The organism is Amycolatopsis sp. NPDC102389 (genome assembly GCF_044765885.1).
Classification (GTDB): Bacteria; Actinomycetota; Actinomycetes; order Mycobacteriales; family Pseudonocardiaceae; genus Amycolatopsis.
In genome coordinates, this window is record NZ_JBIWKX010000002.1 from 221,942 (window position 1) to 242,878 (window position 20,937).

The following is a 20,937-nucleotide window of genomic DNA, read 5'->3' on the forward strand; positions in this document are numbered from 1 at the left end:
GCAATACACGTTATCAAAACGTGATAGGGAGTTTAAGGCGAAGCAATGTCCGGGTTCGTCCGGATCTCGAAAGCCGACAGCCCCGGACCCTTGCGGGATCCGGGGCTGTCGGCCTCGCGCCGTTACGCCGCTTGGGCGACCGGAGCCGTCGCCGGGGCCAGCGCGATGTCCAGCACGTCGCGGACGTTGGCCACGGCGTGGACGTCCAGCTGTGCCAGCACTTCGGCCGGGACGTCGTCCAGATCGGGTTCGTTGCGCTGAGGGATGATCACCGTCTTCATCCCCGCCCGGTGCGCGGCCAGCAGCTTCTGCTTGACCCCGCCGATCGGCAGCACCCGTCCGGTCAGCGACACCTCACCGGTCATCGCGACGTCCGACTTCACGACCCGGCCCGAAAGCAGGGACGCCAGCGCGGTCGTCATCGTGATACCGGCACTCGGCCCGTCCTTGGGCACCGCGCCCGCGGGAACGTGCACGTGGATGCCGCGGTCCTTCAGATCACCGACCGGGAGTTCCAGTTCGGCGCCGTGCGAGCGCAGGTACGACAACGCGATCTGCACCGATTCCTTCATCACTTCGCCCAGCTGACCGGTCAGCTGCAGCCCGGTCGACCCGGATTCCGGATCCGCCAGCGACGCCTCGATGTAGAGGACGTCACCGCCGGCGCCGGTCACCGCCAGCCCGGTCGCCACACCCGGGGTCGACGTGCGCTGTGTCGACGCGGGCAGCGAGGACTCCGGCAGGTGCCGCGGGCGGCCGAGGTAGGTCTCCAGCCCGTCGGCGTCGATGGTCAACGGCAGCTCGACTTCGTCCAGCGCGACCTTCGTCGCCACCTTCCGCAGCACCTTCGCGATGGTCCGGTTCGCGTTGCGCACCCCGGCCTCCCGCGTGTATTCGGCGGCGATGCGGCTGAACGCGCCGTCGGTCAGCGTGACGTCGTCCTTGCCGAGACCGGCGCGCTCCAGCTCGCGGGGGAGCAGGTGGTCGCGGGCGATGGTGACCTTCTCGTGCTCGGTGTAGCCGTCGAGGGTGACCAGCTCCATCCGGTCCAGCAGCGGGCCGGGGATCGTCTCGAGCGCGTTCGCCGTCGCCAGGAACACGACGTCGGACAGGTCCAGCTCGACCTCGAGATAGTGGTCGCGGAACGTGTGGTTCTGCTCCGGGTCCAGCACCTCCAGCAGTGCGGCCGTCGGGTCGCCGCGGTAGTCGGCGCCGACCTTGTCGATCTCGTCGAGCAGCACGACCGGGTTCATCGAGCCAGCTTCCTTGATGGCGCGGACGATCCGGCCGGGCAGCGCGCCGACGTAGGTGCGGCGGTGACCGCGGATCTCGGCCTCGTCACGGATGCCGCCGAGCGCGACGCGGACGAACTTGCGGCCCATCGCCTTCGCCACGGACTCGCCGAGCGACGTCTTGCCGACCCCGGGAGGGCCGGCGAGCGCGAGCACGGCGCCCGAACGGCGTCCGCCGACCGGGCCGAGCCCCGACTCCGCGCGACGTTTGCGCACGGCCAGGTACTCGATGATGCGTTCCTTCACGTCGTCGAGACCGGCGTGGTCGGCGTCGAGGATGTCGCGCGCGGCGGCGATGTCGTGGACGTCGGTGGTGCGCTCGTTCCACGGCAGTTCGAGGACGGTGTCCAGCCACGTGCGGATCCAGCCGCCCTCGGGGGACTGGTCGGAGGTGCGCTCCAGTTTGTCCACTTCGGACAGTGCGGCCTTCTTGACCGCGTCCGGCAGCTCGGCGGCCTCGACGCGGGCGCGGTAGTCGTCGTCGTTGGCCGTGCCGTCGAGTTCGCCCAGCTCCTTGCGGATCGCTTCGAGCTGGCGGCGCAGCAGGAACTCCTTCTGCTGCTTCTCCATGCCCTCCTGGACGTCCTTGCGGATGGTGTCGGTGACCTCGAGTTCGGCCAGCTGCTCGCGGCTCCATTCGAGGGCCTTTTCGAGCCGTGCCGAAACAGCGAGCGCGGTGAGCAGTTCGAGCTTCTGCTCGGTGTTCAGATACGACGAGTTGCCCGCGAGGTCGGCGAGCGCGGACGGATCCTCGACCTCCTGGACCGCGTCGATCATCTGCCAGCCGCCACGCTGCTGGAGGATCGCGAGGACGACGCTCTTGTACTCGGAGGCGAGCTTCGCGGAGTTGTCGTCGGTGGTCTCGGTCGCGACCTCGGCGTGGACCCAGCGGGCGGCGCCGGGACCGTCGGCGATACGGCCGACGACGGCGCGGCGGGTGCCACGCAGCAACACCGCCGTCTTGCCACCGGGCACGCGCCCGATGCGCTCGACGGTCGCGATGGTGCCGAGTTCGGCGTACTCGCCGTGGACGCGGGGGACGATCAGCACTTCGGCCTTGGTGGCGGCGCTGGACCGGATCCCCGGGAAGGAAGCCTGGGCAGGCGTGTTGGCCTGGGCGGACTCCACCGCGGCGCGCGTCTCCGTGTCGGCGAGGTCGAGCGGGACGATCATGCCCGGCAGCACGACGTCGTCATCGAGCGGGAGGACGGGCAGGAGGCGGTTGTCGGTCATCTGTGCACTCCTCGGTTAGTTGAGTCTGCCTAGCTCAACTCTCCGATCGACCCGTTTGTTTCCTTTCCGCGTTCGCCGTCAGCGATCACCAGCCCCTCCGACCTCTGCGCCCAACGCGTCGCGTTTAGCCCGCTAAACGCGACGCGTCCAGGCGAGAGGTCGGATGTCAGGGGTGGACCGAGACGCCACACCAGGCGAACGGCCGGGCGCCTTCCTCGTCCCGTCGCAGCTCACGCACGGGCCGCCAGTCGGGCAGGTGGACGACGCCGGGTTCCAGCAGCGGCCAGTCCCCGAAGAGCGGCTCGATCTCTTCGCGGTCCCGCATCCACACCGGATTGCTCGTCTTCCGGTACTGCTCGACCATCCAGTGGAGCCCGTCGGCTTCCTTGCCCGTCTGGCCGCCGAAGCTCATATGCGACAGCCCCAGCCAACTGCCCGGCGCGAGCGCGTTCCGGTACGTCGCGACCAGCGCGGGCGGATCGTCGTGCGGCCCGGCGAAATGCAGGACGGCCATCATCATCAGGCACACCGGCCGGTCGAAATCGATCAGCCGCAGCGTCTCCGGATGCCGCAGGACGTCCTTCGGCCGCCGCATGTCCGCATGGACGATCCCGGCCCAATCGGTCGCCTCGTGTCGTTCGAGGATCAGCTCCGCGTGCGCCACCGCCACCGGCTCGTAGTCGACGTACACGACCTTCGCCGCGTCGCCGGGCTCCAGTTCCTCCTGGACGATCTCGTGCACGTTCCCGGCGGTCGGGACACCGGAGCCCAGATCGATGAACTGCCGGATCCCGGCGTTCAGCGCCGCGCGCACGACGCGGTTCATGAACTCGCGGTTGTGCCGCGCGCCCGGTTTGACCCAGCGCCACTGCTTTTCCAGCGCGCGGGCGAACTCGCGGTCGACCGCCCAGTTGTGGGTCCCGCCGAGGAACCAGTCGTAGATCCTCGCCGCGGACGGCTTTTCGGTGTCGACCCCGGTCGGCGCCACCGGGGCCGCGTCATCGTCCCTCTTCACGAAAACGAGCCTATCCGGATCAAGGCACCGCGGGCCGCCGCTGCCAGTACGTCCAGAGCGGCCGATAGCCCTGCGCGTACCAGAACGGCGTCGAGCGCGGGTTGGCCAGCGCGTGGTGCAGCAGCACGACTTCGGTGCCGCATTCGTCGAAGACCTGGTGCGCGTGCGCGGCGAGCGCCGTCCCGACGCCGCTCGAACGCGCCTGTTCCGCCACCGCCAGCGACGACAGATAGCCGACCTTCTCGGCCGCGACCCGCCCGCGGATCCACGCCGTCTCGCCGGGGAACTGCACCCGCACCATGCCCAGCGGACGTCCGTACAGCTCGGCGATCCACAACGTCGGATTTTCCCGGCCCAACTGTTTCGACAGGTCCTTTGTGATCGTTTCCTCGGCGCCCTCGCGCAAAGTGACAGAACCGAACTGCGCGTCATAACGCTGCAATTCGAGTTCGAGTCCGACGGCGGTTTCGAGATCATCCGCTTCGGCAGGCCGGATGTGCACGCCGGGAGTGGCGGGCGGTCCGGTCGCGGCGAGCCGGTCGGCCGGGCGGACGGCGATCACCAGCACCGGCGCGAAGCCGCGACGGAGCAATTCGGTCGAGCCGGGGGAGTCCCGGCTGGGCCGCACCACGGTCGCCGCCGTCTCGACATCCCCAGGTGGGGCCACGGTCTTCAGATGTTCATCCCATCGGGTGAGTAATGCGTCGAGGGCGGCTTCCGGGTGGGGTCCGGTGAGGCGGGCTTCGAGGCGATGTTCGACGAGCGCCCGCCACGGAGAGTCAACAGAATCGGGACCCGCCTCGGTCCGTACCGACAATCCGGCGGCGGCCGAGTCGCCTGCCGTCGCGGAGAGTGACACGGAGTCCTCGGCAGGCTCCAGTGCAGGCATTTCAGGGAGCAGGGCGTCCACGGTGGCCAGCCGCTCGGCATGCCCGGCGGCGATGGCGTGGCTATTCATAGGCCTATTCAAGACCCTACTCACGGGTCCGCCGGGAACTTCACGAGATTGGCCGGAGCGTGGCGCCAGGTGACTTCCGGTAGTCGGAGGGAACGCGAATAACGCTCCCATTTCACCCCTTGGTCCACGCAGGTCAGCGCGACGCGCCCATTGTTAACCCTGGGGTGATCTCATACTGTCTCGAATGGGACTCGGGTACGCCCTCCGGGGTACTGTATTGCCCTCGTCCCCGAGGTCGCGGTAGGACAAGACCGGTTGGGCAGCCGGGAAGGAAGGTCGGATGCCGGACACGAACGGCAGGCCCGGGAGCGCCGCACAGGCGGCGACGGGCAAGGGAGGCGCCGTTACGGAGGCTCGTACCGACGAGCGACGGTTCCGCGTCTACACCTTCGCGGTCCTCACCATGGGCATCGCCGCCGCGGCCGCGGTCAGCCTCTGGCTGGACTTCGAGGCCTCGGACGATCTGCTGTGGATCGGGCCGATCCTCGCGCTCGCGTTCCTGCTCGCCGAACAGCTCGGCATCAACGTCGACGTCCGCAGCGGCATCTCGTGGACGATCTCGTTCACCGAGATCCCGCTGGTCATCGGATTCTTCGTCGCTCCCTTCGAAGTCGTGCTCGCCGCGCATCTCGCGGCGGGGATCGGGACACTGCTGGCCCGCAAGGTCGCGGGCCGCGTGCTCTACAACGCCGGCGCCTTCCTGCTGGAGATCACCGGCGCGTTCGCCGTGGCAGGGCTGGTGAAACAGGCCTCCGGCGCCCACGACATGACCTGGATCGCCGCGCTGGCCGGGACTTTGACCGCGCCGCTGGTCAGCACGCTGCTCGCGCTCGCCGCCGTCCGCGTGCTGCGCCGCCGCATGCGGGTGAGCACCGCGATCCGGCTGACCGGCCGCATCCTCGTCGTCGGCTTCGTCAACGCTTCGGTCGGTCTTTCCGGATATTTGGTCATTTCCGGGACGCCGAAGGCCTGGCCGCTCGTGCTGGCCGTCTTCCTCGGGCTCACCGCGTTGTACTGGGCGTACTCCGATCTGCTCCGCGAGCAGCGCGACATGGAAGCGCTGTCCGACGTCAGCCTGATGGTCGCGCGATCCGGTCAACAGGCCGCCGCGCGCCCGGCCGGCCGGGCCGACGAACTCGTCGGCGGCGTGGACGTCCGCGAGTGGGCGACGATCGCCGAACGCATCAAGGACCAACTGGCCGCCGGCCGCGTCGTGCTGAGGCTTCGCTTGGAACCGAAGGACACCATGCGGATGGTCGTCGCGGGCGACGAACTGCCGCCCGTCGACCCGGCCGCCGACGATCCGTTGCTGCGCCTGCCCGGCGCCCACGTCCGGCACTTCCGGATCACCGAAGCCAACCCCGACGTCCGCTCCGCGCTGCTCGATCGCGGCGCGCAGGAGGCGCTGGTCGTCCCGCTCCGCAGCGCGAACCAGCTCCTCGGCGTCGTCGAAGCGCACGACAGGCTGTCCCGCTGGCGCGGGTTCGGCAAATACGACGTCCAGCTGCTCGGCACGATGGCCAGCCACCTCGCGACGTCGCTGGACAACCGGCGCCTGCTCGCGACCCTGCGCCACGACGCCTACCACGACCCGCTGACCGGCCTCCTCAACCGGCCGGGCTTCCGCCAGGTCGCCAAGGAACCGTTGCGGGAACAGGTCGACGCGGTCGTGCTCCGGGTCGATCTGGACGTCTTCTCCACCGTCAGTGACGCCCTCGGTTACGTGTGGGCCGACCGGATGGTCATCGCCGCGGGCCGCCGGATCCGTGACGCGCTCGGCCCCGACGTCCCGCTCGCCAGGCTGGAAGGGGCGTCCTTCGCGGCGCTCCTCGTCGGCTGCGCGCCGGAACGCGCCCAGGCCGCCGCGGAACTGCTCCGCGCGGAACTCGTCGCCCCGTACCCGGTGGACCGGCTCTCCGTCGAAGCCAACGCGATGATCGGCTACGCCACCTCGTCGGCGGAAGACGACGACCAGGTCGACGTCGACGGGCTCCTGCAGCGCGCCGACGTCGCCGTCCGCGCGACCAAGGGCGGCGAAGAGGTCCGCGGCTACATGGCCAGCATGGGCCAGATCTTCATGCGCCGGTTCCAGATGGTCACGCAGTTCCGGCAGTCGCTCGAAGAAGGCCAGCTGAGCGTCCACTACCAGCCGAAGATCACCTTGCCGAACCGGCAGATCCAGGGCGTCGAGGCGCTCGTGCGCTGGGTGCATCCGGAGTTCGGCAGGCTCGGCCCGGACGAGTTCGTCCCGGCGATCGAAGCGGCGGGCCTCATCGGCGTCCTGACGTCGTTCGTGCTCGAAGAGTCGTTGAAGCGCGTGCGGAAGTGGCTCGACGAGGGCCTGCGCATCTCCGCCGCGGTGAACCTGTCGGTGCGGAACCTGGCCGACGAGGACTTCCCGACGAAGGTCGCGCGCGAGCTGGACCGCTTCGGCATCCCGCCCGAGCTGCTCACCTTCGAGCTCACCGAGTCCGGCGTGATGTCCGACCCGCAGAAGGCACTGCCGATCCTGCGGGAGCTGCATTCGCTGGGCATCGTGCTCGCCGTCGACGACTTCGGCACCGGCTACTCGTCGCTGGCGTACCTGCGGCAGCTCCCGGTCGACCAGGTCAAGATCGACAAGAGCTTCGTCCTCGGCATGGGCACCGACCTCGGCGACCTCGCCGTCGTGCGCTCCATCGTCGAACTGGGCCACTCGCTCGGCCTCACGGTCGTGGCGGAGGGCGTCGAGGAGGACGTCGCGCGGGATCAGCTCGAGGCGATGGGGTGCGACGTGGCGCAGGGTTATCTCATCTCGCGGCCGCTGCCGGAGGACCGCCTGGAGGCGTGGCTGCAGGCCCGCACGGCACGCTCGCCGGGGCGGCACTCCGAGACCGTCCTGACCCTGCTGACCTGAGGTTTTGCGGTAAACCGCCCCCCGTGACGACCCCCCTTCGAGGGCTTGGTAATCTTTCCAAGTCCTCGCGAGAGGGCAAGGCCCCTTTAGCTCAGTCGGTAGAGCGTTTCCATGGTAAGGAAAAGGTCTACGGTTCGATTCCGTAAAGGGGCTCGCAACCTTAACCGCGTCACGCAAGCGTGTCGCGGTTAAGGTTATGTAAGGCGGTGTAGCTCAGCTGGCAGAGCAAGCGGCTCATAATCGCTGTGTCGCCGGTTCAAGTCCGGCCACCGCTACGCGGTAATCCTGGGTATCCCAGGCCTAGTAGAGAAGGAAATGCTGTGGCTGCCACTGACGTGCGACCGAAGATCACGCTCGCGTGTGAGGAGTGCAAGCACCGCAACTACATCACCAAGAAGAACCGGCGCAACAACCCGGATCGCCTGGAGATGAAGAAGTTCTGCCCGAACTGCGGTACGCACCGGACTCACAAAGAGACCCGCTGAGCGTCTAGCGGTTCTACCTGTCTTACCCGAAGCCGCCCTGGTCACCAGGGCGGCTTCGGGTATTTTTCGGGTTCGGTAGCCTGCTCGGGTGGCCTTGGACCAGTCGTTCACCGGGCGGGTGTACCCGCCGACCAGTACCTATGAAGTGAGTCGCGAGAAGATCCGGGAGTTCGCCGACGCGCTCGGCGACGCGAACCCGCTCTACCGCGACCCCGAAGCGGCGAAGGCGGCCGGCTACCCCGACGTCATCGCGCCGCCGACGTTCCTGACGATCATCAACCTCGCCTCGATCAACGCGATCGTCACCGACCCCGAGCTGGGTCTCGACTACGCGCGGATGGTCCACGGCGATCAGCGGTTCACCTACACGCGGCCGGTGCACGCGGGCGACGTCCTGTCGCTCACCACGTACATCGACAACATCATGACCCGCGCCGGGAACGACTTCATCAACCTGCGCGCCGAGATCTCCGGCGCCGACGGTGGCCCGATCGCCACCACGTACGCCCAGCTCGTGGTCCGAGGGGAGGGCGCGTGAGCACGTTCACCGCCGGAGAAGAACTGACGCCGCTGACCATCGACGTCACCCGCGAGCAGCTGGTGCGCTACGCCGGCGCTTCGCTGGACTTCAACCCCATCCACTGGAACGAGGCCTTCGCCAAGGAGGTCGGCCTTCCCGACGTCATCGCGCACGGGATGCTGACCATGGCGCTCGGGGCGCGGCTCGTCACCGACTGGCTCGGCGACCCCGGCCGCCTCGTCGACTACTTCGCGCGCTTCACGCGCCCCGTGGTCGTGCCGAACGACGGCGCGGCGACGATCGAGTTCACCGGGAAGGTCGCCGTGGTCAACGACGACGGCACCGCCCGCGTCGACATCACCGCCAAGTTCGAGGGCAAGGCCGTCCTGGGCAAGGCGCAGGCGGTCGTCCGCGCCTGACCTCAAAGCGGGAGCAAGGGACCTTTGCTCTCACTCGCTTAGCGTGCCTAAGTAAGTGGGAGCAAAGGTCCCTTGCTCTACGCGAGCTTGAGCAGCTTCTCGATGACCTCCGCCATCCCGGCCGCACCCCGGGCGTTCGGGTGCAGCGGCGCCGCGGGCACCGACGGCGCGGGCCCTTCGACCCATCGCCGGTTCGCGGCGCTGCACATGTCCCGCCCCTTGCTCGCGGTCGACATGTCGGCGAAGCCCGCTTCGTGGGCCTTCGCCGTCTCCTGCAGGGCCGTGTTCAGCCGTTTCAGCGAGTCGCGGAAGTAGGCCACGTCCCCCGCGCCGACCGGCAGGACCGGCCAGCAACCAGCGTCGTCGTCCGGAAGGACCGTCGGGTACCCCACGACCACGACGCGCGCCGAAGATGCCTTCGCACGAATCTGGTCCAGGATTCCGCCGAGCCGGTCCGCCGCGGTCGTGATCCGTTCGGCGAGCTGGTCGCGTCCGCCCGCGGTCAGCTGGGTCTTGCAGGGCGAAGCGGTCTGCACCTGCGTCGCGCACTGGCTCGCGAAGCCGACGAAGCCCACGTCGTTGCCGCCGATCCCGACGGTCACCAGTGTCGTGTCGCCATCGACGGCGTCAAGCTGCGGGGCGTTCGTGCCGTCCCGGGTCTTCTGCTCGCCGGTGAGATGCTCGGTCGTGGCACCGCCGCAGCTGACATCGACGAACTCGGCCGGACGCAGCTTCGCGGCGAGCAGGCTCGGGTAGTTGTTGTCCGAGCGATCGCAGCCCGCTGGCGCGCCCACAGGCCGTCCGGTGCCCGGCGAAGCCGTGTAGGAATCGCCCAGCGCCACGTACCGGCCCGTGCCGTCCGAAGTGGTGACGCCCGCGGGCGTCACCGACGTTCCCCGCTCCCACAGGTGGTAAGCGATCCCCAGGACGGACAGCACGATCACCAGGAAGAGGCAGCCGCCGCCCGTTCTCCGCTGCGTCACCCGTTCGTTGTACGCGACCCGGGTCACGTTTGTCATCGGTCCGACCGTCGGTGAACTGAGCGTGAACGGGTGATCTCCGGTTGCCTGAGACGTGGATCACGTTCAGGGTGGTGCGCGTACCTGCCCCGAGGAAAGGCGAAAACCGTGAGCCTGAACTTGAACAAGCTGGTCGACAAGGCGTGGGAGGACAAGGGGATCAGCGAACTGCTGGACGCGCCCCCGTCCGCTCTCGAGGGCCTGACCAAGAAACACGACGAACTCCTCGCCGAGCTCAAGATCAAGACCATCCGGGACCTCGGCAACTGGAAGTACGCCGCGAAGGCCCACGCGCTCGTCCAGCTCGCCGACGGCGAATCCTGACCTTCTGAAGGCCCTTCCCGGGTGAACCGGGGAGGGCCTTCAGTGGCGGGGGACCAGATCGCGCAGCTCGGCGGCGAGATCGAGGGCGTGCGTGACGTCCCGCGCGAGGTAGTGCGGGTCGACGAAGGCTTCGGTGATCCCGGTTTCGGCGGCCGCCTCCAGTTGCGCCGCCACGTCCTTGAGATCCGTTTCCGGCTTCGGGTTGATCCGCAGCACCCGGCGCAGCGTGCCGGGGTCGCGGCCCGCCTTCTCGGCCGCGGTCGCCACGGTCTCCCAGAGCTTCGCCAGATACGGCGCGGGCAGCCCCGCCGGAAGCCAGCCGTCCGCGCGACGTCCGACGCGGTCCAGCGCCGCCGGGGAAAGCCCGCCGAGCAACACCGGCGGATGCGGGCGCTGCGCCGGTCGCATCCCGACCTTCGACGCCGGGATCCGCCAGCGTTCGCCTTCGTGCTCGACGGGGTCGCCGGTCCAGAACTTCCGGAGGACGTCGAGAAGCTCCTCCAGCTGCCTGCCACGGCCCTGCCAGGGCGTGCCTGTCGCGGTGTACTCGTCGCGAAGCCAGCCGATGCCCAGCCCGACGTCCAGGCGGCCCCCGCTCACCTGATCCAGTGAAGTGAGCATCCTGGCGAGCACGACGGCCGGATACACCGTCCCGGTGAGGGTGCTGGTGCCCAGCCGGACCTTGTTCGTGACGCTCGCGGCCACCGTCAGCAGGATCAGCGGATCGGCGAAGGTGACGAATTCGGGCGGGTACGGCCGTTCCGGTGTACCGCCGGGGTAGAAGTCCGACGGCGAGACCGGGGCCAGCACCCGATCCCCGACCCACAGGGACTCGTACCCGAGTTCTTCGGCCGCCGCGGCGAAACCGGTGACGGCGTCCATCGACGCGAGGGGGCCGTACTGCGGAAGGGCGATTCCCAGGCGCATCGCGGTCACCGGGCTTCCGCGAGCAGCCGGCCCATCCTGGTGATCCCCTCGGCGAGATCGTTTTCGTCCAGCGCATAGGAAATCCGGAAGTATCCGGGGGTCCCGAACGCCTCACCGGGCACCACGGCCACTTCGGCTTCGCGCAGGATCAGATCCGCCAGCGCCACCGTGTCCGCCGGACGCTCACCGCGGATCTCCTTGCCCAGCAAGGCTTTCACCGACGGATACACGTAGAAAGCGCCGAGTGGCACCGGAGTCTCGACTCCCGGGATCTCGGAAAGCAGGGAGAGAGCCTTCTTGCGCCGGGAATCGAACGCTTCGCGCATCGCGAAAACGGCGTCGAGCGGTCCGCTCACCGCCGCCAGCGCCGCTCGCTGCGCGACGTTCGAAACGTTGCCGCACAAGTGGGACTGGTACGCCGTCGCCGCCTTGACCACGTCCTGCGGACCGAGGAGCCAGCCCACCCGCCAGCCGGTCATCGAGTACGTCTTCGCGACCCCGTTGAGGACGATCGTCCGATCGGCGAGTTCCGGGACCAGGACCGGCATCGAGGGCGCTTCGGCGCCGTCGTAGACCAGGTGCTCGTAGATCTCGTCGGTGATCACCCAGAGCCCGTTCTCGTGCGCCCAGCGCCCGATCGCCTCGACCTGCTCGCGCGGGTACACCGCGCCGGTCGGGTTCGACGGCGACACGAACAGCAGCACCTTCGTGCGCGGCGTCCTGGCGGCTTCGAGCTGCTCGACGGTGACCAGATAGCCCGTCGTCTCGTCCGCCGTGACCTGCACCGCGACGCCGCCGGCGAGGGCGATCGACTCCGGGTACGTCGTCCAGTACGGCGCGGGCAGCAACACCTCGTCGCCGGGGTCGAGCAGCGTCGCGAACGCCGAATAGACCGCCTGCTTGCCGCCGTTGGTCACCAGGACGCGGCCCGGGTCGACCTCGAACCCGGAGTCGCGGACGGTCTTCGCCGCGATCGCCTCGCGCAGCTCCGGCAGCCCGCCCGCGGCGGTGTAGCCGTGATTGACCTTGTCCCGGACGGCTGCTTCGGCGGCTTCGAGCACGTTGGCCGGGGTCGGGAAGTCCGGCTGCCCCGCGCCGAACCCGATCACCGGACGCCCCTGCGCCTTGAGCTCCCGTGCCTTCGCGTCGACGGCCAGCGTGGCCGACGGCGTGATGCCGCCGATCCGGGCCGAAACGCGGGCGGCGGGTGAAGACGAGGGTGCGGGAGCGCTCATGGCGACATCGTGGCACGATCATGGGGTCGGCCGTGGGGGAGTTTCCCCGCGGAAGGCTGCTCCGCGCCGCTTTGAGGGGCGCGGTTGCGAAGCTGTTCGGGGGTTGCCGTAGACTTCTGGTCTCGGAACGCACTACGGTCATCCCCGCCACGGCGGTGGGGACGATGGAATGCGTCCTCCGGAGCTCCAGAGCATCGGGGTTCCAAAGGGGTGTAGCTCAATTGGCAGAGCAGCGGTCTCCAAAACCGCAGGTTGCAGGTTCAAGTCCTGTCACCCCTGCGTAAGCGAACTGGTGAAGGCGGAGGAGTGGTCGTGAGCGACAGCGACGCCAGCGGTGAGAAGGCGCAGGACGGCGCCGGGCAGAAGCCCGACGAACAGTCCCGCCCGGTGACCGCCGCTGCCCGGCGTGAGCGCCGTGCGTCCGCGCGCCCGTCCGGTAAGGCCGACGCCAAGTCGGACGACAAGACCCGCCCCGCCGGCAAGGCGAAGGCCGGGGACAAGACCGAGAAGTCCAAGGACGCCAAAGGCACGGCGACCCCGAAGCGCGACCGCAAGCCGAAGCAGGCGTCGATCTTCGCCCGGCTCATGCGCTTCATCCGTGAGGTCTGGGCCGAGCTGCGCAAGGTCATCTGGCCGAACCGCAAGCAGATGGTCACCTACACCGCGGTGGTGCTGGTCTTCGTGGTGTTCATGGTGGCGCTGGTGAGCGGCCTCGACCTGGCCTTCAAAGAGGTCGTCGGTGCCGTCTTCGGCAGCTGAGGCAGCCGGTCGCGGCGCCTGAGCGGCACCGCACGCCTGCCCTGCGCCACGGCAACCGATCAACTGAGAGGACGGAACGTGACCTCCGACAACGGCACAGCAGCCGGTCATGAGCTGACCGAGCTTTCCGACGAGCAGGTGCACGCGGCACTCGGCGACGAGCAGTCCGAGCACCTGGACTCCGTCGAGGTGCCCGCCGCAGGCGACGAGGTCGACGAAGCCGGAGATGTCGCGGAGGCCGAAGAGGCGTCCGTCGAGACCGACGACAGCGCAGCCGACGACAGCGCCGCCGAGCCCGAGGCCGAAGAGGACGTCGACCCGGTCGCGAAGCTCCGCGCGGAACTCAACGCCGCTCCCGGTGAGTGGTACGTCGTGCACTCGTACGCGGGTTACGAGAACAAGGTGAAGACCAACCTCGAGACCCGGACCCAGACGCTGGACGTCGAGGACTACATCTTCCAGATCGAGGTCCCGACCGAAGAGGTCACCGAGATCAAGAACGGCCAGCGCAAGCAGGTGCAGCGCAAGGTGCTGCCCGGCTACATCCTGGTCCGCATGGACCTGAACGACGCCTCGTGGAGCGCGGTGCGCAACACACCGGGTGTCACCGGGTTCGTCGGTGCCACGTCGCGTCCGTCGCCGCTGACCGTGGACGAGGTGCTCAAGTTCCTCGCGCCCAAGGTCGAGACGGCCGCTCCCGCCAAGCCCGGCAAGGGCGAGGCCGCTTCCGCCGAATCGCAGCTGGGTGCCCCCGCGGTCGAGGTGGACTTCGAGGTCGGCGAGTCGGTCACCGTCATGGACGGCCCGTTCGCGACGCTGCCCGCGACGATCTCCGAGGTCAACGTGGACGGACAGAAGCTGAAGGTCCTGGTGTCGATCTTCGGCCGGGAGACCCCGGTCGAGCTGTCGTTCAACCAGGTCTCCAAGATCTGACGGCCGCCAGACGGCCGGCAGTCCCCGCGTACTGGCAGGTGTGCGGGGGACTCAAGTCAGTAAGAAGGAACAAACGAAATGCCACCCAAGAAGAAGAAGCTTGCGGCGATCATCAAGCTGCAGATCAAGGCGGGTGCGGCCAACCCCGCGCCGCCGGTCGGCCCCGCGCTGGGTCAGCACGGCGTCAACATCATGGAGTTCTGCAAGGCCTACAACGCCGCGACCGAGTCGCAGCGCGGGGACGTCGTCCCGGTCGAGATCTCCGTGTACGAAGACCGTTCGTTCGACTTCAAGCTCAAGACGCCGCCGGCCGCGAAGCTGCTGCTGAAGGCCGCGGGCGTGGAGAAGGGCTCCGGCGAGCCGCACAAGACCAAGGTCGCCAAGGTCACTTGGGATCAGGTCCGCGACATCGCGAAGACCAAGGAATCCGACCTGAACGCGCACGACGTCGACCAGGCCGCGAAGATCATCGCCGGCACCGCCCGCTCGATGGGCATCACGGTCGTCGACTGAGTTCCACCCAGCACCACCGTGGGAGAGCCAGTGCTGGCTCCAACACCACACTGATCCGTTGAAGAGTTAAGGACAGAAGCAATGCCCAAGCACAGCAAGGCCTACCGCAAGGCTCTTGAGCTGGTGGACCGCGAGCGGCTCTACGCCCCGCTCGAGGCCGCGAAGCTGGCCAAGGAGACTTCCTCCGCGAAGATGGACGCCACCGTCGAGGTCGCCATGCGCCTCGGTGTCGACCCTCGCAAGGCCGACCAGATGGTCCGCGGCACCGTGAACCTGCCGCACGGCACCGGTAAGACCGCCCGCGTCATCGTTTTCGCCGTTGGTGACAAGGCCGCCGAGGCCGAGGCCGCCGGCGCGGACGTGGTCGGCACCGACGAACTGATCGAGCGCATCCAGGGTGGCTGGCTCGAGTTCGACGCCGCGATCGCGACGCCGGACCAGATGGCCAAGGTCGGCCGTATCGCCCGCATCCTCGGCCCGCGTGGCCTGATGCCGAACCCGAAGACCGGCACCGTGACCCCCGCGGTCGCGAAGGCCGTCGCGGACATCAAGGGCGGTAAGATCAACTTCCGCGTGGACAAGCAGGCCAACCTGCACTTCGTCATCGGCAAGGCCTCGTTCGACACCGAGAAGCTGGTGGAGAACTACGCGGCCGCGCTGGACGAGATCCTCCGCGCCAAGCCGTCGTCGGCGAAGGGTCGCTACCTGAAGAAGGTCACGATCTCCACGACGATGGGCCCGGGTGTCCCGGTCGACCCGGCCCGGACCCGCAACCTCCTCTCCGAGGACGCGTGAGTCTGAGTTAGACATCACTGAGAAGGGGGCGGTCCCGCTACGGCGGGGCCGCCCCCTTTTCGTGTTTGCTGGAGAGCATGCCTACCTTCGCGTCGTTCGACGGGCTTCAGCTGAGCTACACCGTGTGGGAAGGCCGTGGACGCCCGGTACTGCTGCAGCACGGCTTCGCCGCGGACACGAACGCCAACTGGATCGCTCCCGGCGTCGTCGACACCCTCCAGGACGCGGGACTGACCGTGATCAGCCTGGACGCGCGCGGCCACGGCCGGTCGGCGAAACCGCATGACGAGGCGAGCTACGGCGACGACGCGATGGTGCGCGACGTGTCGGCGCTGCTCGACGCGCTGGACCTCGACGAGGTGTCGATGGTCGGCTACTCGATGGGCGCGATGATCGCGCTCGGCGCGGTGGCCGCGGACCCGCGGATCCGGTGTCTCGCGATCGGCGGGGTCGGGTCGGGGATCGTCGACTTCGGCGGCGTCGACACCCGCGTCGTCACGCCGGAGGCGATCAGCGAGGCGTTGCTCGCTTCGGACCCTTCGACGCTTCCGCCGTCTTCGGCGCCTTTCCGGGCGCTGGCCGACGCGTTGCGGGCGGACCGGATCGCGCTGGCGGCCGTCGCGCGCGGGACGGCGAACCCGAAACTGGACCTGACGGCGATCGCCGTGCCGACCCTGATCCTCGCCGGGGACACCGACCCGCTGGCCGCGGAACCCGAACGCCTGGCCGCCGCCATCGCCGGCGCGCGCCTCGTCCGCGTCCCCGGCGATCACATGGCCGCCGTCATGCACCCCGCCTTCGGCTCCGCCCTGACGGGCTTCCTCACTTCGCACGACCTCTGACGCGACCTGCGTTTAGCCCCCTAATCGCGATCCGGCGCCCGCACCTGCGTTTCGCGGGCTAATCGCGATCTGGGGGCGTGTCGCCTTTAGCGGGCTAAACGCGATCTGAACCTGAAGACGCCCAGGTCAGTTGCCGGTCGGCGGGGCGGGGCAGGGTTCGGGGGAGTTCGAGTGCCCGGTGATCAGCCACTGGCCCATCTCGACTTCCTGCAGGGTGAAGCTGCCCAGCACCGGGCCACCGCGGATGTTGTACCAGCAGGAGTGGATCGTCAGGTTCTGCCGCGGGACCACGCTCGACATCGGGCGAACCGCGTAGATGTACGGCGTGATGTCGGTGACCTTGGCGTTCAAGGCCGGGACGGCGGTCGCGCAGTCCGGATAGCCGAGGTCGCGAGCGAACTGGGCCTGGGCCTGTTCGCTCATCGACAGGCAGACCTTCTCGACGCGGGTGGCGGGCGGGTACGGCTTGCCGATCGTGTCGTAGATGGCCCGCACGGCTTCCCAGGGGTTGGTCGAAAGCACCTGGTTCGTGTGGTGCTTGCCTCCGCCGCCCTGGACGAAGGTCGCCGTGTCCTGCCCGGCGTCGCTCGGGAAGATCTGCCGGTAGGCGATGGTGGCGCCGATGCAGATCAGCAGGATCACGATCACCCACGCGAGGAGCTTCCCGCCAAGACGTCGCAGCCAGCGCGGCATGCGCGGCCGAGGCGCGTGCACGAGCTCGCCGGGAGGCGGTCCCGGAGGCCCTGGAACTTGCCCTCCGTAGTGCTGGGTCACGGGCTGTGCGGGCTGTGACGGCACAAGGCCCTGCTGCTGCGCCTCGGTGAACTTCAGATAGTCCTGGAACTGCTGAAACTGCTGGAACTGGCGCAGTTGCTCCTCGTCCAGCCTGGGCGCGGGCTGACCTCCCGCCTTGGGCTCGATGTCCGTGCCGGGCTCGTTGCCCGGCTTTCCGTCATCACGCTGCTCCGCCACGTCACCATGATGCCTCGCGAGGACTCCCGCGCACTCCGCCGGTCGCGTTTAGCCCGCTAAACGCGATCTGGCAGGGGTCCCTGCGGAGGCCGAAAGAGGGTCACGTACTCTTGTCAAGGTTCTACCGAAGACCGCTGGTCTTCTCCTGGTCATCTGGCCTGGAGAACGAAGGCCCCGCTAGGGCGGGCGACCCGCGCAGGAGGAACGAGGCTCGCCCGCGACGCATCCCGTCGTGTGCCCTGACGCCCCGCGCCTGTCTGCGCTGGGGCGTTTCGTCGTTTCAGGGCTCTCAAGGCCAGTGGACCACTAGCCAAGAGAGGAGGCGACCATGGCGAAGCCCGACAAGGAGGCGGCCGTCGCCGAGATCGCGGAGAGCTTCCGCAGCAGCTCGGCCACAGTCGTTACCCAGTACACCGGCCTCTCCGTGTCCCAGCTGTCCCAGCTGCGCCGCGCTCTCGGCACCAATGCCAAGTACCGGGTCGCGAAGAACACCCTCGTCAAGCGTGCCGCCACGGACGCCGGCATCGAGGGTCTCGAGGACCTGTTCGTCGGCCCGACCGCGATCGCCTTCGTCGAAGGTGAAGCTGTTGACGCCGCGAAGGCGCTTCGCGACTTCGCGAAGGACAACAACGCGCTTGTGATCAAGGGCGGCTACATGGACGGCAAGACGCTGTCCGTGGACGAGATCACCCAGATCGCCGATCTCGACAGCCGTGAGGTCCTGCTCGCCAAGGCGGCGGGCGCGTTCAAGGCGAAGCTGTCCCAGGCCGCCGCGCTGTTCCAGGCGCCGGCGTCCCAGGTCGCTCGCCTGGCTGCCGCGCTGGAGGACAAGCAGCGCAACGCCGGTACCGAAGCAGCCGAAGCACCCGCCGAGAGCTGAACACCCCCCCACCCCGAACTTTTAGTTCGTTTCAGAGAGGAAAGCCACCATGGCGAAGCTGAGCACCACCGAGCTGATCGACGCCTTCAAGGAGCTCACCCTTCTTGAGCTGTCCGAGTTCGTGAAGGAATTCGAGACCACCTTCGACGTGACCGCGGCCGCCCCGGCTGCCGTCGTCGCCGCCGCCCCGGGTGCCGCCCCGGCCGCGGCCGCCGAGGAGCAGGACGAGTTCGACGTCGTCCTCGAGTCCGCCGGTGACAAGAAGATCCAGGTCATCAAGGTCGTCCGTGAGGTCGTCTCGGGCCTGGGCCTGAAGGAGGCCAAGGAGCTGGTCGAGGCCGCTCCCAAGGCCCTCCTGGAGAAGGTCGACAAGGAGGCCGCCGAGGCCGCCAAGGAGAAGCTCGAGGCCGCGGGCGCCAAGATCGCCATCAAGTGATCTCGGGCGCGTCAGCGCCTACCGCAACACCGTCGAAGGGGCGGGCATCCACCACGGATGCCCGCCCCTTCGCTGTCTCCAGCCCCCGCCCCGACCTGCGTTTAGCCCCCTAATCGCGACGCGTAGCCACGCTAAGCATTCGGGCGCGCCCAGGACGCCGGATCGCGTTTAGCCCGCTAAACGCGATCAGGCCGGGCGCCCGGGGGTCGGTTGGGGGAGGCGCCGCTGACCTGCGTTTAGCGGGCTAATCGCGCTCCCGACCTGGGCGCGGGCCGGGGTTGTGGATCTGCGCGCGGGAGTGACGTGCACTACGGTGCTGCAAGCGGTGCACGGGCAGGCGGCGGGCTGCGCGAAAAGTTACCCGCGGGTCTGGCCAGAAAAGAAAACTGGTGAGTAACCTGTTCGCACTCAGCTCGTTGCACCTGGTTGACGCGGGTATCGCTGCGCGAACGCATGCGTCCTCTCGGGCCAGTGGCACGGGAAGGCAGTGCGCGACGACGCGGAACAGCTCCTGGAGGTGCGATGGGTGCCGAGGTGGTCATCGAAGGTCTTTCCAAGTCCTTCGGTAAGCAGGCCATCTGGCGGGACGTCACGCTGACCCTGCCTCCGGGCGAGGTCTCGGCGATGCTCGGTCCGTCCGGAACCGGTAAGTCCGTCTTCTTGAAGTCGATGATCGGTCTGCTCAAGCCCGACAAGGGCCGGTGCATGATCAACGGCGTCGACATCGTGACGTGCTCCGAACACCAGCTCTACGAGGTGCGCAAGCTCTTCGGCGTCCTGTTCCAGGACGGCGCGCTGTTCGGGTCGATGAACCTCTACGACAACGTGGCGTTCCCCCTGCGGGAGCACACGAAGAAGTCGGAGACCGAGGTCCGCCGGATCGTGCTCGAGAAGCTCGAGATGACCGGTCTCAACGGCGCCGACAAGAAGCTGCCCGGCGAGATCTCCGGCGGTATGCGCAAGCGCGCCGGTCTCGCCCGCGCCCTGGTGCTGGACCCGCAGATCATCCTGGTCGACGAGCCGGACTCCGGTCTCGACCCGGTCCGCACCACCTACATCTCCCAGCTCTTCCTCGACGTCAACGCGCAGATCGACGCGACGTTCCTGATCGTCACGCACAACATCAACCTCGCCCGCACCGTCCCGGACAACCTGGGCATGCTCTTCCGCAAGGAACTGGTCATGTTCGGCCCGCGTGAGGTACTGCTGACCAGCGAGGAACCGGTCGTCAAGCAGTTCCTCAACGGCAAGATGGACGGCCCCATCGGCATGAGCGAGGAGAAGGACTCGGCCCAGCTCGCCGCGGAGCGCGCGATGTTCGAGGCCGGTCACCACGCGGGTGGTGTCGAGGACGTCAGCGGGGTGCCGCCGCAGATGCAGCCGACGCCCGGCGTGCCGACCCGGATGGGCGCGGTCCGCCGCAAGGACCGCGTCATGCAGATCCTGCACGGCCTGCCGCCCGAGGCGCAGGAGAGCATCATCGAGTCGCTTTCGCCGGAGGAGCAGCAGCGGTACGGCGTCCGCCCGCAGCGGCTCGCGGCCGCCGGCCACCGGTCGGCGCCGGTCGAAAGCTCGATCCCGAACCACCACCAGGGGCAGCTGCCCGACGATCAGGTCGCCTCCATCCCGCATCCGGGGAGACCGGGCAACCACCGTTTGCGGCCGCATGATCCGGGGTCAGGTGGCGCGTGAGCTCTCCCGCTTCATCGGCGAAGATCCCCGGGATCGGCATGTTGCGCGAGACCGGGAACCTGTTCGCTCTCGGCCTCGACATCGTTCGTGGCATCTTCCAGCGCCCGTTCCAGCTGCGGGAGTTCATCCAGCAGGCCTGGTTCATCGCGAGCGTCACGATCCTGCCGACGGCGCTCGTCGCGATCCCGTTCGGCGCGGTCATCTCGCTGCAGTTCGGTTCGCTCGCCCGCCAGCTCGGCGCCCAGTCCTACACGGGCGCCGGGTCGGTGCTCGCCACCGTGCAGCAGGCCAGTCCGCTGGTCACGGCGCTGCTGGTCGCGGGCGCCGGCGGTAGCGCGGTCTGCGCGGACATCGGCGCGCGGACCATCCGTGAAGAGATCGACGCCATGGAGGTGCTCGGCGTCTCCGCGGTGCAGCGGCTGATCGTGCCGCGCGTGCTCGCGATGATGCTGGTGGCGCTCCTGCTGAACGGCATGGTCAGCGTCATCGGCGTGCTCGGCGGCTACTTCTTCAACGTCGTCCTCCAAGGCGGGACGCCGGGCGCGTACCTGGCGAGCTTCTCCGCGCTGGCCCAGCTGCCGGACCTCTGGGTCGGCGAGCTGAAGGCGCTGATCTTCGGCTTCATCGCCGCGGTCGTCGCCTCCTACCGGGGACTGAACCCGTCCGGCGGCCCGAAGGGTGTCGGGGACGCGGTGAACCAGTCGGTCGTCATCACGTTCCTCATGCTGTTCGTGGTGAACTTCGTGATCACGCTGATCTACCTGCAGATCGTGCCCGGAAAGCTGGACTGAC

General features: G+C 68.5%; 21 protein-coding genes and 3 tRNA genes. 17 read left to right on the forward strand and 7 right to left on the reverse strand.

What is annotated here, in order from left to right; translation table 11 throughout:
• Positions 1–122: 122 nt before the first annotated feature.
• From lon to ACIRGA_RS02900, 3 genes are all read right to left on the reverse strand, one after another.
• Positions 123–2,525: an endopeptidase La gene (lon, locus tag ACIRGA_RS02890; RefSeq protein ID WP_400936010.1), complete on the reverse strand. Its 2,403-nt coding sequence runs from the start codon at positions 2,523–2,525 to the stop codon at positions 123–125.
• Positions 2,526–2,691: 166 nt separating this feature from the next.
• Positions 2,692–3,540 carry an SAM-dependent methyltransferase gene (locus ACIRGA_RS02895; protein WP_400936012.1) on the reverse strand — a complete coding sequence of 283 codons (849 nt, stop codon included), beginning with the start codon at positions 3,538–3,540 and terminating at the stop codon, positions 2,692–2,694.
• 19 nt (positions 3,541–3,559) lie between these two features.
• Positions 3,560–4,498, reverse strand: coding sequence for a GNAT family N-acetyltransferase (locus ACIRGA_RS02900; protein ID WP_400936013.1), 939 nt, complete (start codon positions 4,496–4,498; stop codon positions 3,560–3,562).
• Positions 4,499–4,778: 280 nt separating this feature from the next.
• Between ACIRGA_RS02900 and ACIRGA_RS02905 the strand changes: the two genes are divergently transcribed.
• The 6 genes from ACIRGA_RS02905 to ACIRGA_RS02930 all read left to right on the forward strand — a co-directional run bounded on the left by ACIRGA_RS02905 (position 4,779) and on the right by ACIRGA_RS02930 (position 8,818).
• Complete coding sequence (locus ACIRGA_RS02905; RefSeq protein WP_400936014.1) at positions 4,779–7,394, forward strand: putative bifunctional diguanylate cyclase/phosphodiesterase; 2,616 nt, start codon at positions 4,779–4,781, stop codon at positions 7,392–7,394.
• Positions 7,395–7,474: 80 nt separating this feature from the next.
• Positions 7,475–7,547, forward strand: a tRNA-Thr gene (locus tag ACIRGA_RS02910).
• Between the two features lie 49 nt (positions 7,548–7,596).
• Positions 7,597–7,669: transfer RNA gene (locus ACIRGA_RS02915), tRNA-Met, on the forward strand.
• Positions 7,670–7,714: 45 nt separating this feature from the next.
• The gene (rpmG, locus tag ACIRGA_RS02920) at positions 7,715–7,879 is read left to right on the forward strand and encodes a 50S ribosomal protein L33 (RefSeq protein ID WP_005152047.1); all 165 of its coding nucleotides are present in this window, start codon (positions 7,715–7,717) and stop codon (positions 7,877–7,879) included.
• An 88-nt stretch (positions 7,880–7,967) separates the two neighbouring features.
• Positions 7,968–8,417, forward strand: coding sequence for a MaoC family dehydratase N-terminal domain-containing protein (locus ACIRGA_RS02925; protein WP_400936015.1), 450 nt, complete (start codon positions 7,968–7,970; stop codon positions 8,415–8,417).
• Positions 8,414–8,818 (forward strand): MaoC family dehydratase, encoded by a 405-nt coding sequence (locus ACIRGA_RS02930; RefSeq protein ID WP_007030997.1) that lies wholly within the window; start codon positions 8,414–8,416, stop codon positions 8,816–8,818. Before ACIRGA_RS02925 ends, ACIRGA_RS02930 begins: the two co-directional genes overlap by 4 nt.
• A 77-nt stretch (positions 8,819–8,895) precedes the next feature.
• Here ACIRGA_RS02930 and ACIRGA_RS02935 read toward each other — a convergent pair whose 3' ends face one another.
• On the reverse strand, positions 8,896–9,828 hold the full coding sequence (locus tag ACIRGA_RS02935) for an SGNH/GDSL hydrolase family protein (protein WP_400936191.1): 933 nt from the start codon (positions 9,826–9,828) through the stop codon (positions 8,896–8,898).
• A 117-nt stretch (positions 9,829–9,945) separates the two neighbouring features.
• On the opposite strand from ACIRGA_RS02935, the gene ACIRGA_RS02940 reads away from it, so the two are divergent.
• Positions 9,946–10,161, forward strand: a complete 216-nt coding sequence (locus ACIRGA_RS02940; protein ID WP_240595847.1) for a hypothetical protein — start codon at positions 9,946–9,948, stop codon at positions 10,159–10,161.
• Between the two features lie 39 nt (positions 10,162–10,200).
• On the opposite strand, the gene ACIRGA_RS02945 is transcribed toward ACIRGA_RS02940, so the two are convergent.
• On the reverse strand, positions 10,201–11,097 hold the full coding sequence (locus tag ACIRGA_RS02945; RefSeq protein ID WP_400936017.1) for a TIGR03619 family F420-dependent LLM class oxidoreductase: 897 nt from the start codon (positions 11,095–11,097) through the stop codon (positions 10,201–10,203).
• Positions 11,094–12,323 carry a pyridoxal phosphate-dependent aminotransferase gene (locus tag ACIRGA_RS02950; RefSeq protein ID WP_400936019.1) on the reverse strand — a complete coding sequence of 410 codons (1,230 nt, stop codon included), beginning with the start codon at positions 12,321–12,323 and terminating at the stop codon, positions 11,094–11,096. Before ACIRGA_RS02950 ends, ACIRGA_RS02945 begins: the two co-directional genes overlap by 4 nt.
• 206 nt (positions 12,324–12,529) lie before the next feature.
• Here ACIRGA_RS02950 and ACIRGA_RS02955 point away from each other — a divergent pair.
• From ACIRGA_RS02955 to ACIRGA_RS02980, 6 genes are all read left to right on the forward strand, one after another.
• Positions 12,530–12,602: transfer RNA gene (locus ACIRGA_RS02955), tRNA-Trp, on the forward strand.
• Between the two features lie 27 nt (positions 12,603–12,629).
• Positions 12,630–13,082 carry a preprotein translocase subunit SecE gene (gene secE / locus ACIRGA_RS02960; protein ID WP_007031001.1) on the forward strand — a complete coding sequence of 151 codons (453 nt, stop codon included), beginning with the start codon at positions 12,630–12,632 and terminating at the stop codon, positions 13,080–13,082.
• 78 nt (positions 13,083–13,160) lie between these two features.
• Positions 13,161–14,015: a transcription termination/antitermination protein NusG gene (nusG, locus tag ACIRGA_RS02965; RefSeq protein ID WP_400936020.1), complete on the forward strand. Its 855-nt coding sequence runs from the start codon at positions 13,161–13,163 to the stop codon at positions 14,013–14,015.
• Between the two features lie 78 nt (positions 14,016–14,093).
• A complete protein-coding gene (gene rplK, locus ACIRGA_RS02970; protein ID WP_076164368.1) occupies positions 14,094–14,528 on the forward strand; it encodes a 50S ribosomal protein L11 in 435 nt (144 codons plus the stop codon).
• Between the two features lie 81 nt (positions 14,529–14,609).
• A complete protein-coding gene (gene rplA / locus ACIRGA_RS02975; protein WP_400936022.1) occupies positions 14,610–15,323 on the forward strand; it encodes a 50S ribosomal protein L1 in 714 nt (237 codons plus the stop codon).
• A gap of 77 nt (positions 15,324–15,400) precedes the next feature.
• Complete coding sequence (locus ACIRGA_RS02980) at positions 15,401–16,165, forward strand: alpha/beta fold hydrolase (protein ID WP_240595842.1); 765 nt, start codon at positions 15,401–15,403, stop codon at positions 16,163–16,165.
• A gap of 126 nt (positions 16,166–16,291) precedes the next feature.
• Here ACIRGA_RS02980 and ACIRGA_RS02985 read toward each other — a convergent pair whose 3' ends face one another.
• Complete coding sequence (locus ACIRGA_RS02985) at positions 16,292–17,137, reverse strand: hypothetical protein (protein ID WP_400936024.1); 846 nt, start codon at positions 17,135–17,137, stop codon at positions 16,292–16,294.
• Between the two features lie 328 nt (positions 17,138–17,465).
• On the opposite strand from ACIRGA_RS02985, the gene rplJ reads away from it, so the two are divergent.
• The 4 genes from rplJ to ACIRGA_RS03005 all read left to right on the forward strand — a co-directional run bounded on the left by rplJ (position 17,466) and on the right by ACIRGA_RS03005 (position 20,936).
• Complete coding sequence (rplJ, locus tag ACIRGA_RS02990; RefSeq protein ID WP_400936025.1) at positions 17,466–18,017, forward strand: 50S ribosomal protein L10; 552 nt, start codon at positions 17,466–17,468, stop codon at positions 18,015–18,017.
• Positions 18,018–18,066: 49 nt separating this feature from the next.
• Positions 18,067–18,453 (forward strand): 50S ribosomal protein L7/L12, encoded by a 387-nt coding sequence (gene rplL / locus ACIRGA_RS02995; RefSeq protein WP_191257298.1) that lies wholly within the window; start codon positions 18,067–18,069, stop codon positions 18,451–18,453.
• A gap of 522 nt (positions 18,454–18,975) precedes the next feature.
• Positions 18,976–20,145 (forward strand): ABC transporter ATP-binding protein, encoded by a 1,170-nt coding sequence (locus tag ACIRGA_RS03000; RefSeq protein WP_400936027.1) that lies wholly within the window; start codon positions 18,976–18,978, stop codon positions 20,143–20,145.
• A gap of 38 nt (positions 20,146–20,183) precedes the next feature.
• Entirely contained in the window at positions 20,184–20,936 is a 753-nt protein-coding gene (locus ACIRGA_RS03005; RefSeq protein WP_020633292.1) for an ABC transporter permease, read from the forward strand.
• Position 20,937 lies beyond the last annotated feature (1 nt).

Excerpts from the sequence above, each read along its gene's own strand:
- lon (WP_400936010.1), bottom strand. The coding sequence starts at position 2,525 with ATGACCGACAACCGCCTCCTGCCCGTCCTCCCGCTCGATGACGACGTC.
- ACIRGA_RS02980 (WP_240595842.1), top strand. The coding sequence starts at position 15,401 with ATGCCTACCTTCGCGTCGTTCGACGGGCTTCAGCTGAGCTACACCGTG.
- ACIRGA_RS02905 (WP_400936014.1), top strand. The coding sequence starts at position 4,779 with ATGCCGGACACGAACGGCAGGCCCGGGAGCGCCGCACAGGCGGCGACG.
- ACIRGA_RS02900 (WP_400936013.1), bottom strand. The coding sequence starts at position 4,498 with ATGAATAGCCACGCCATCGCCGCCGGGCATGCCGAGCGGCTGGCCACC.
- rplA (WP_400936022.1), top strand. The coding sequence starts at position 14,610 with ATGCCCAAGCACAGCAAGGCCTACCGCAAGGCTCTTGAGCTGGTGGAC.
- rplJ (WP_400936025.1), top strand. The coding sequence starts at position 17,466 with ATGGCGAAGCCCGACAAGGAGGCGGCCGTCGCCGAGATCGCGGAGAGC.
- rplL (WP_191257298.1), top strand. The coding sequence starts at position 18,067 with ATGGCGAAGCTGAGCACCACCGAGCTGATCGACGCCTTCAAGGAGCTC.
- ACIRGA_RS02950 (WP_400936019.1), bottom strand. The coding sequence starts at position 12,323 with ATGAGCGCTCCCGCACCCTCGTCTTCACCCGCCGCCCGCGTTTCGGCC.
- rplK (WP_076164368.1), top strand. The coding sequence starts at position 14,094 with ATGCCACCCAAGAAGAAGAAGCTTGCGGCGATCATCAAGCTGCAGATC.
- ACIRGA_RS03005 (WP_020633292.1), top strand. The coding sequence starts at position 20,184 with ATGTTGCGCGAGACCGGGAACCTGTTCGCTCTCGGCCTCGACATCGTT.
- ACIRGA_RS03000 (WP_400936027.1), top strand. The coding sequence starts at position 18,976 with ATGGGTGCCGAGGTGGTCATCGAAGGTCTTTCCAAGTCCTTCGGTAAG.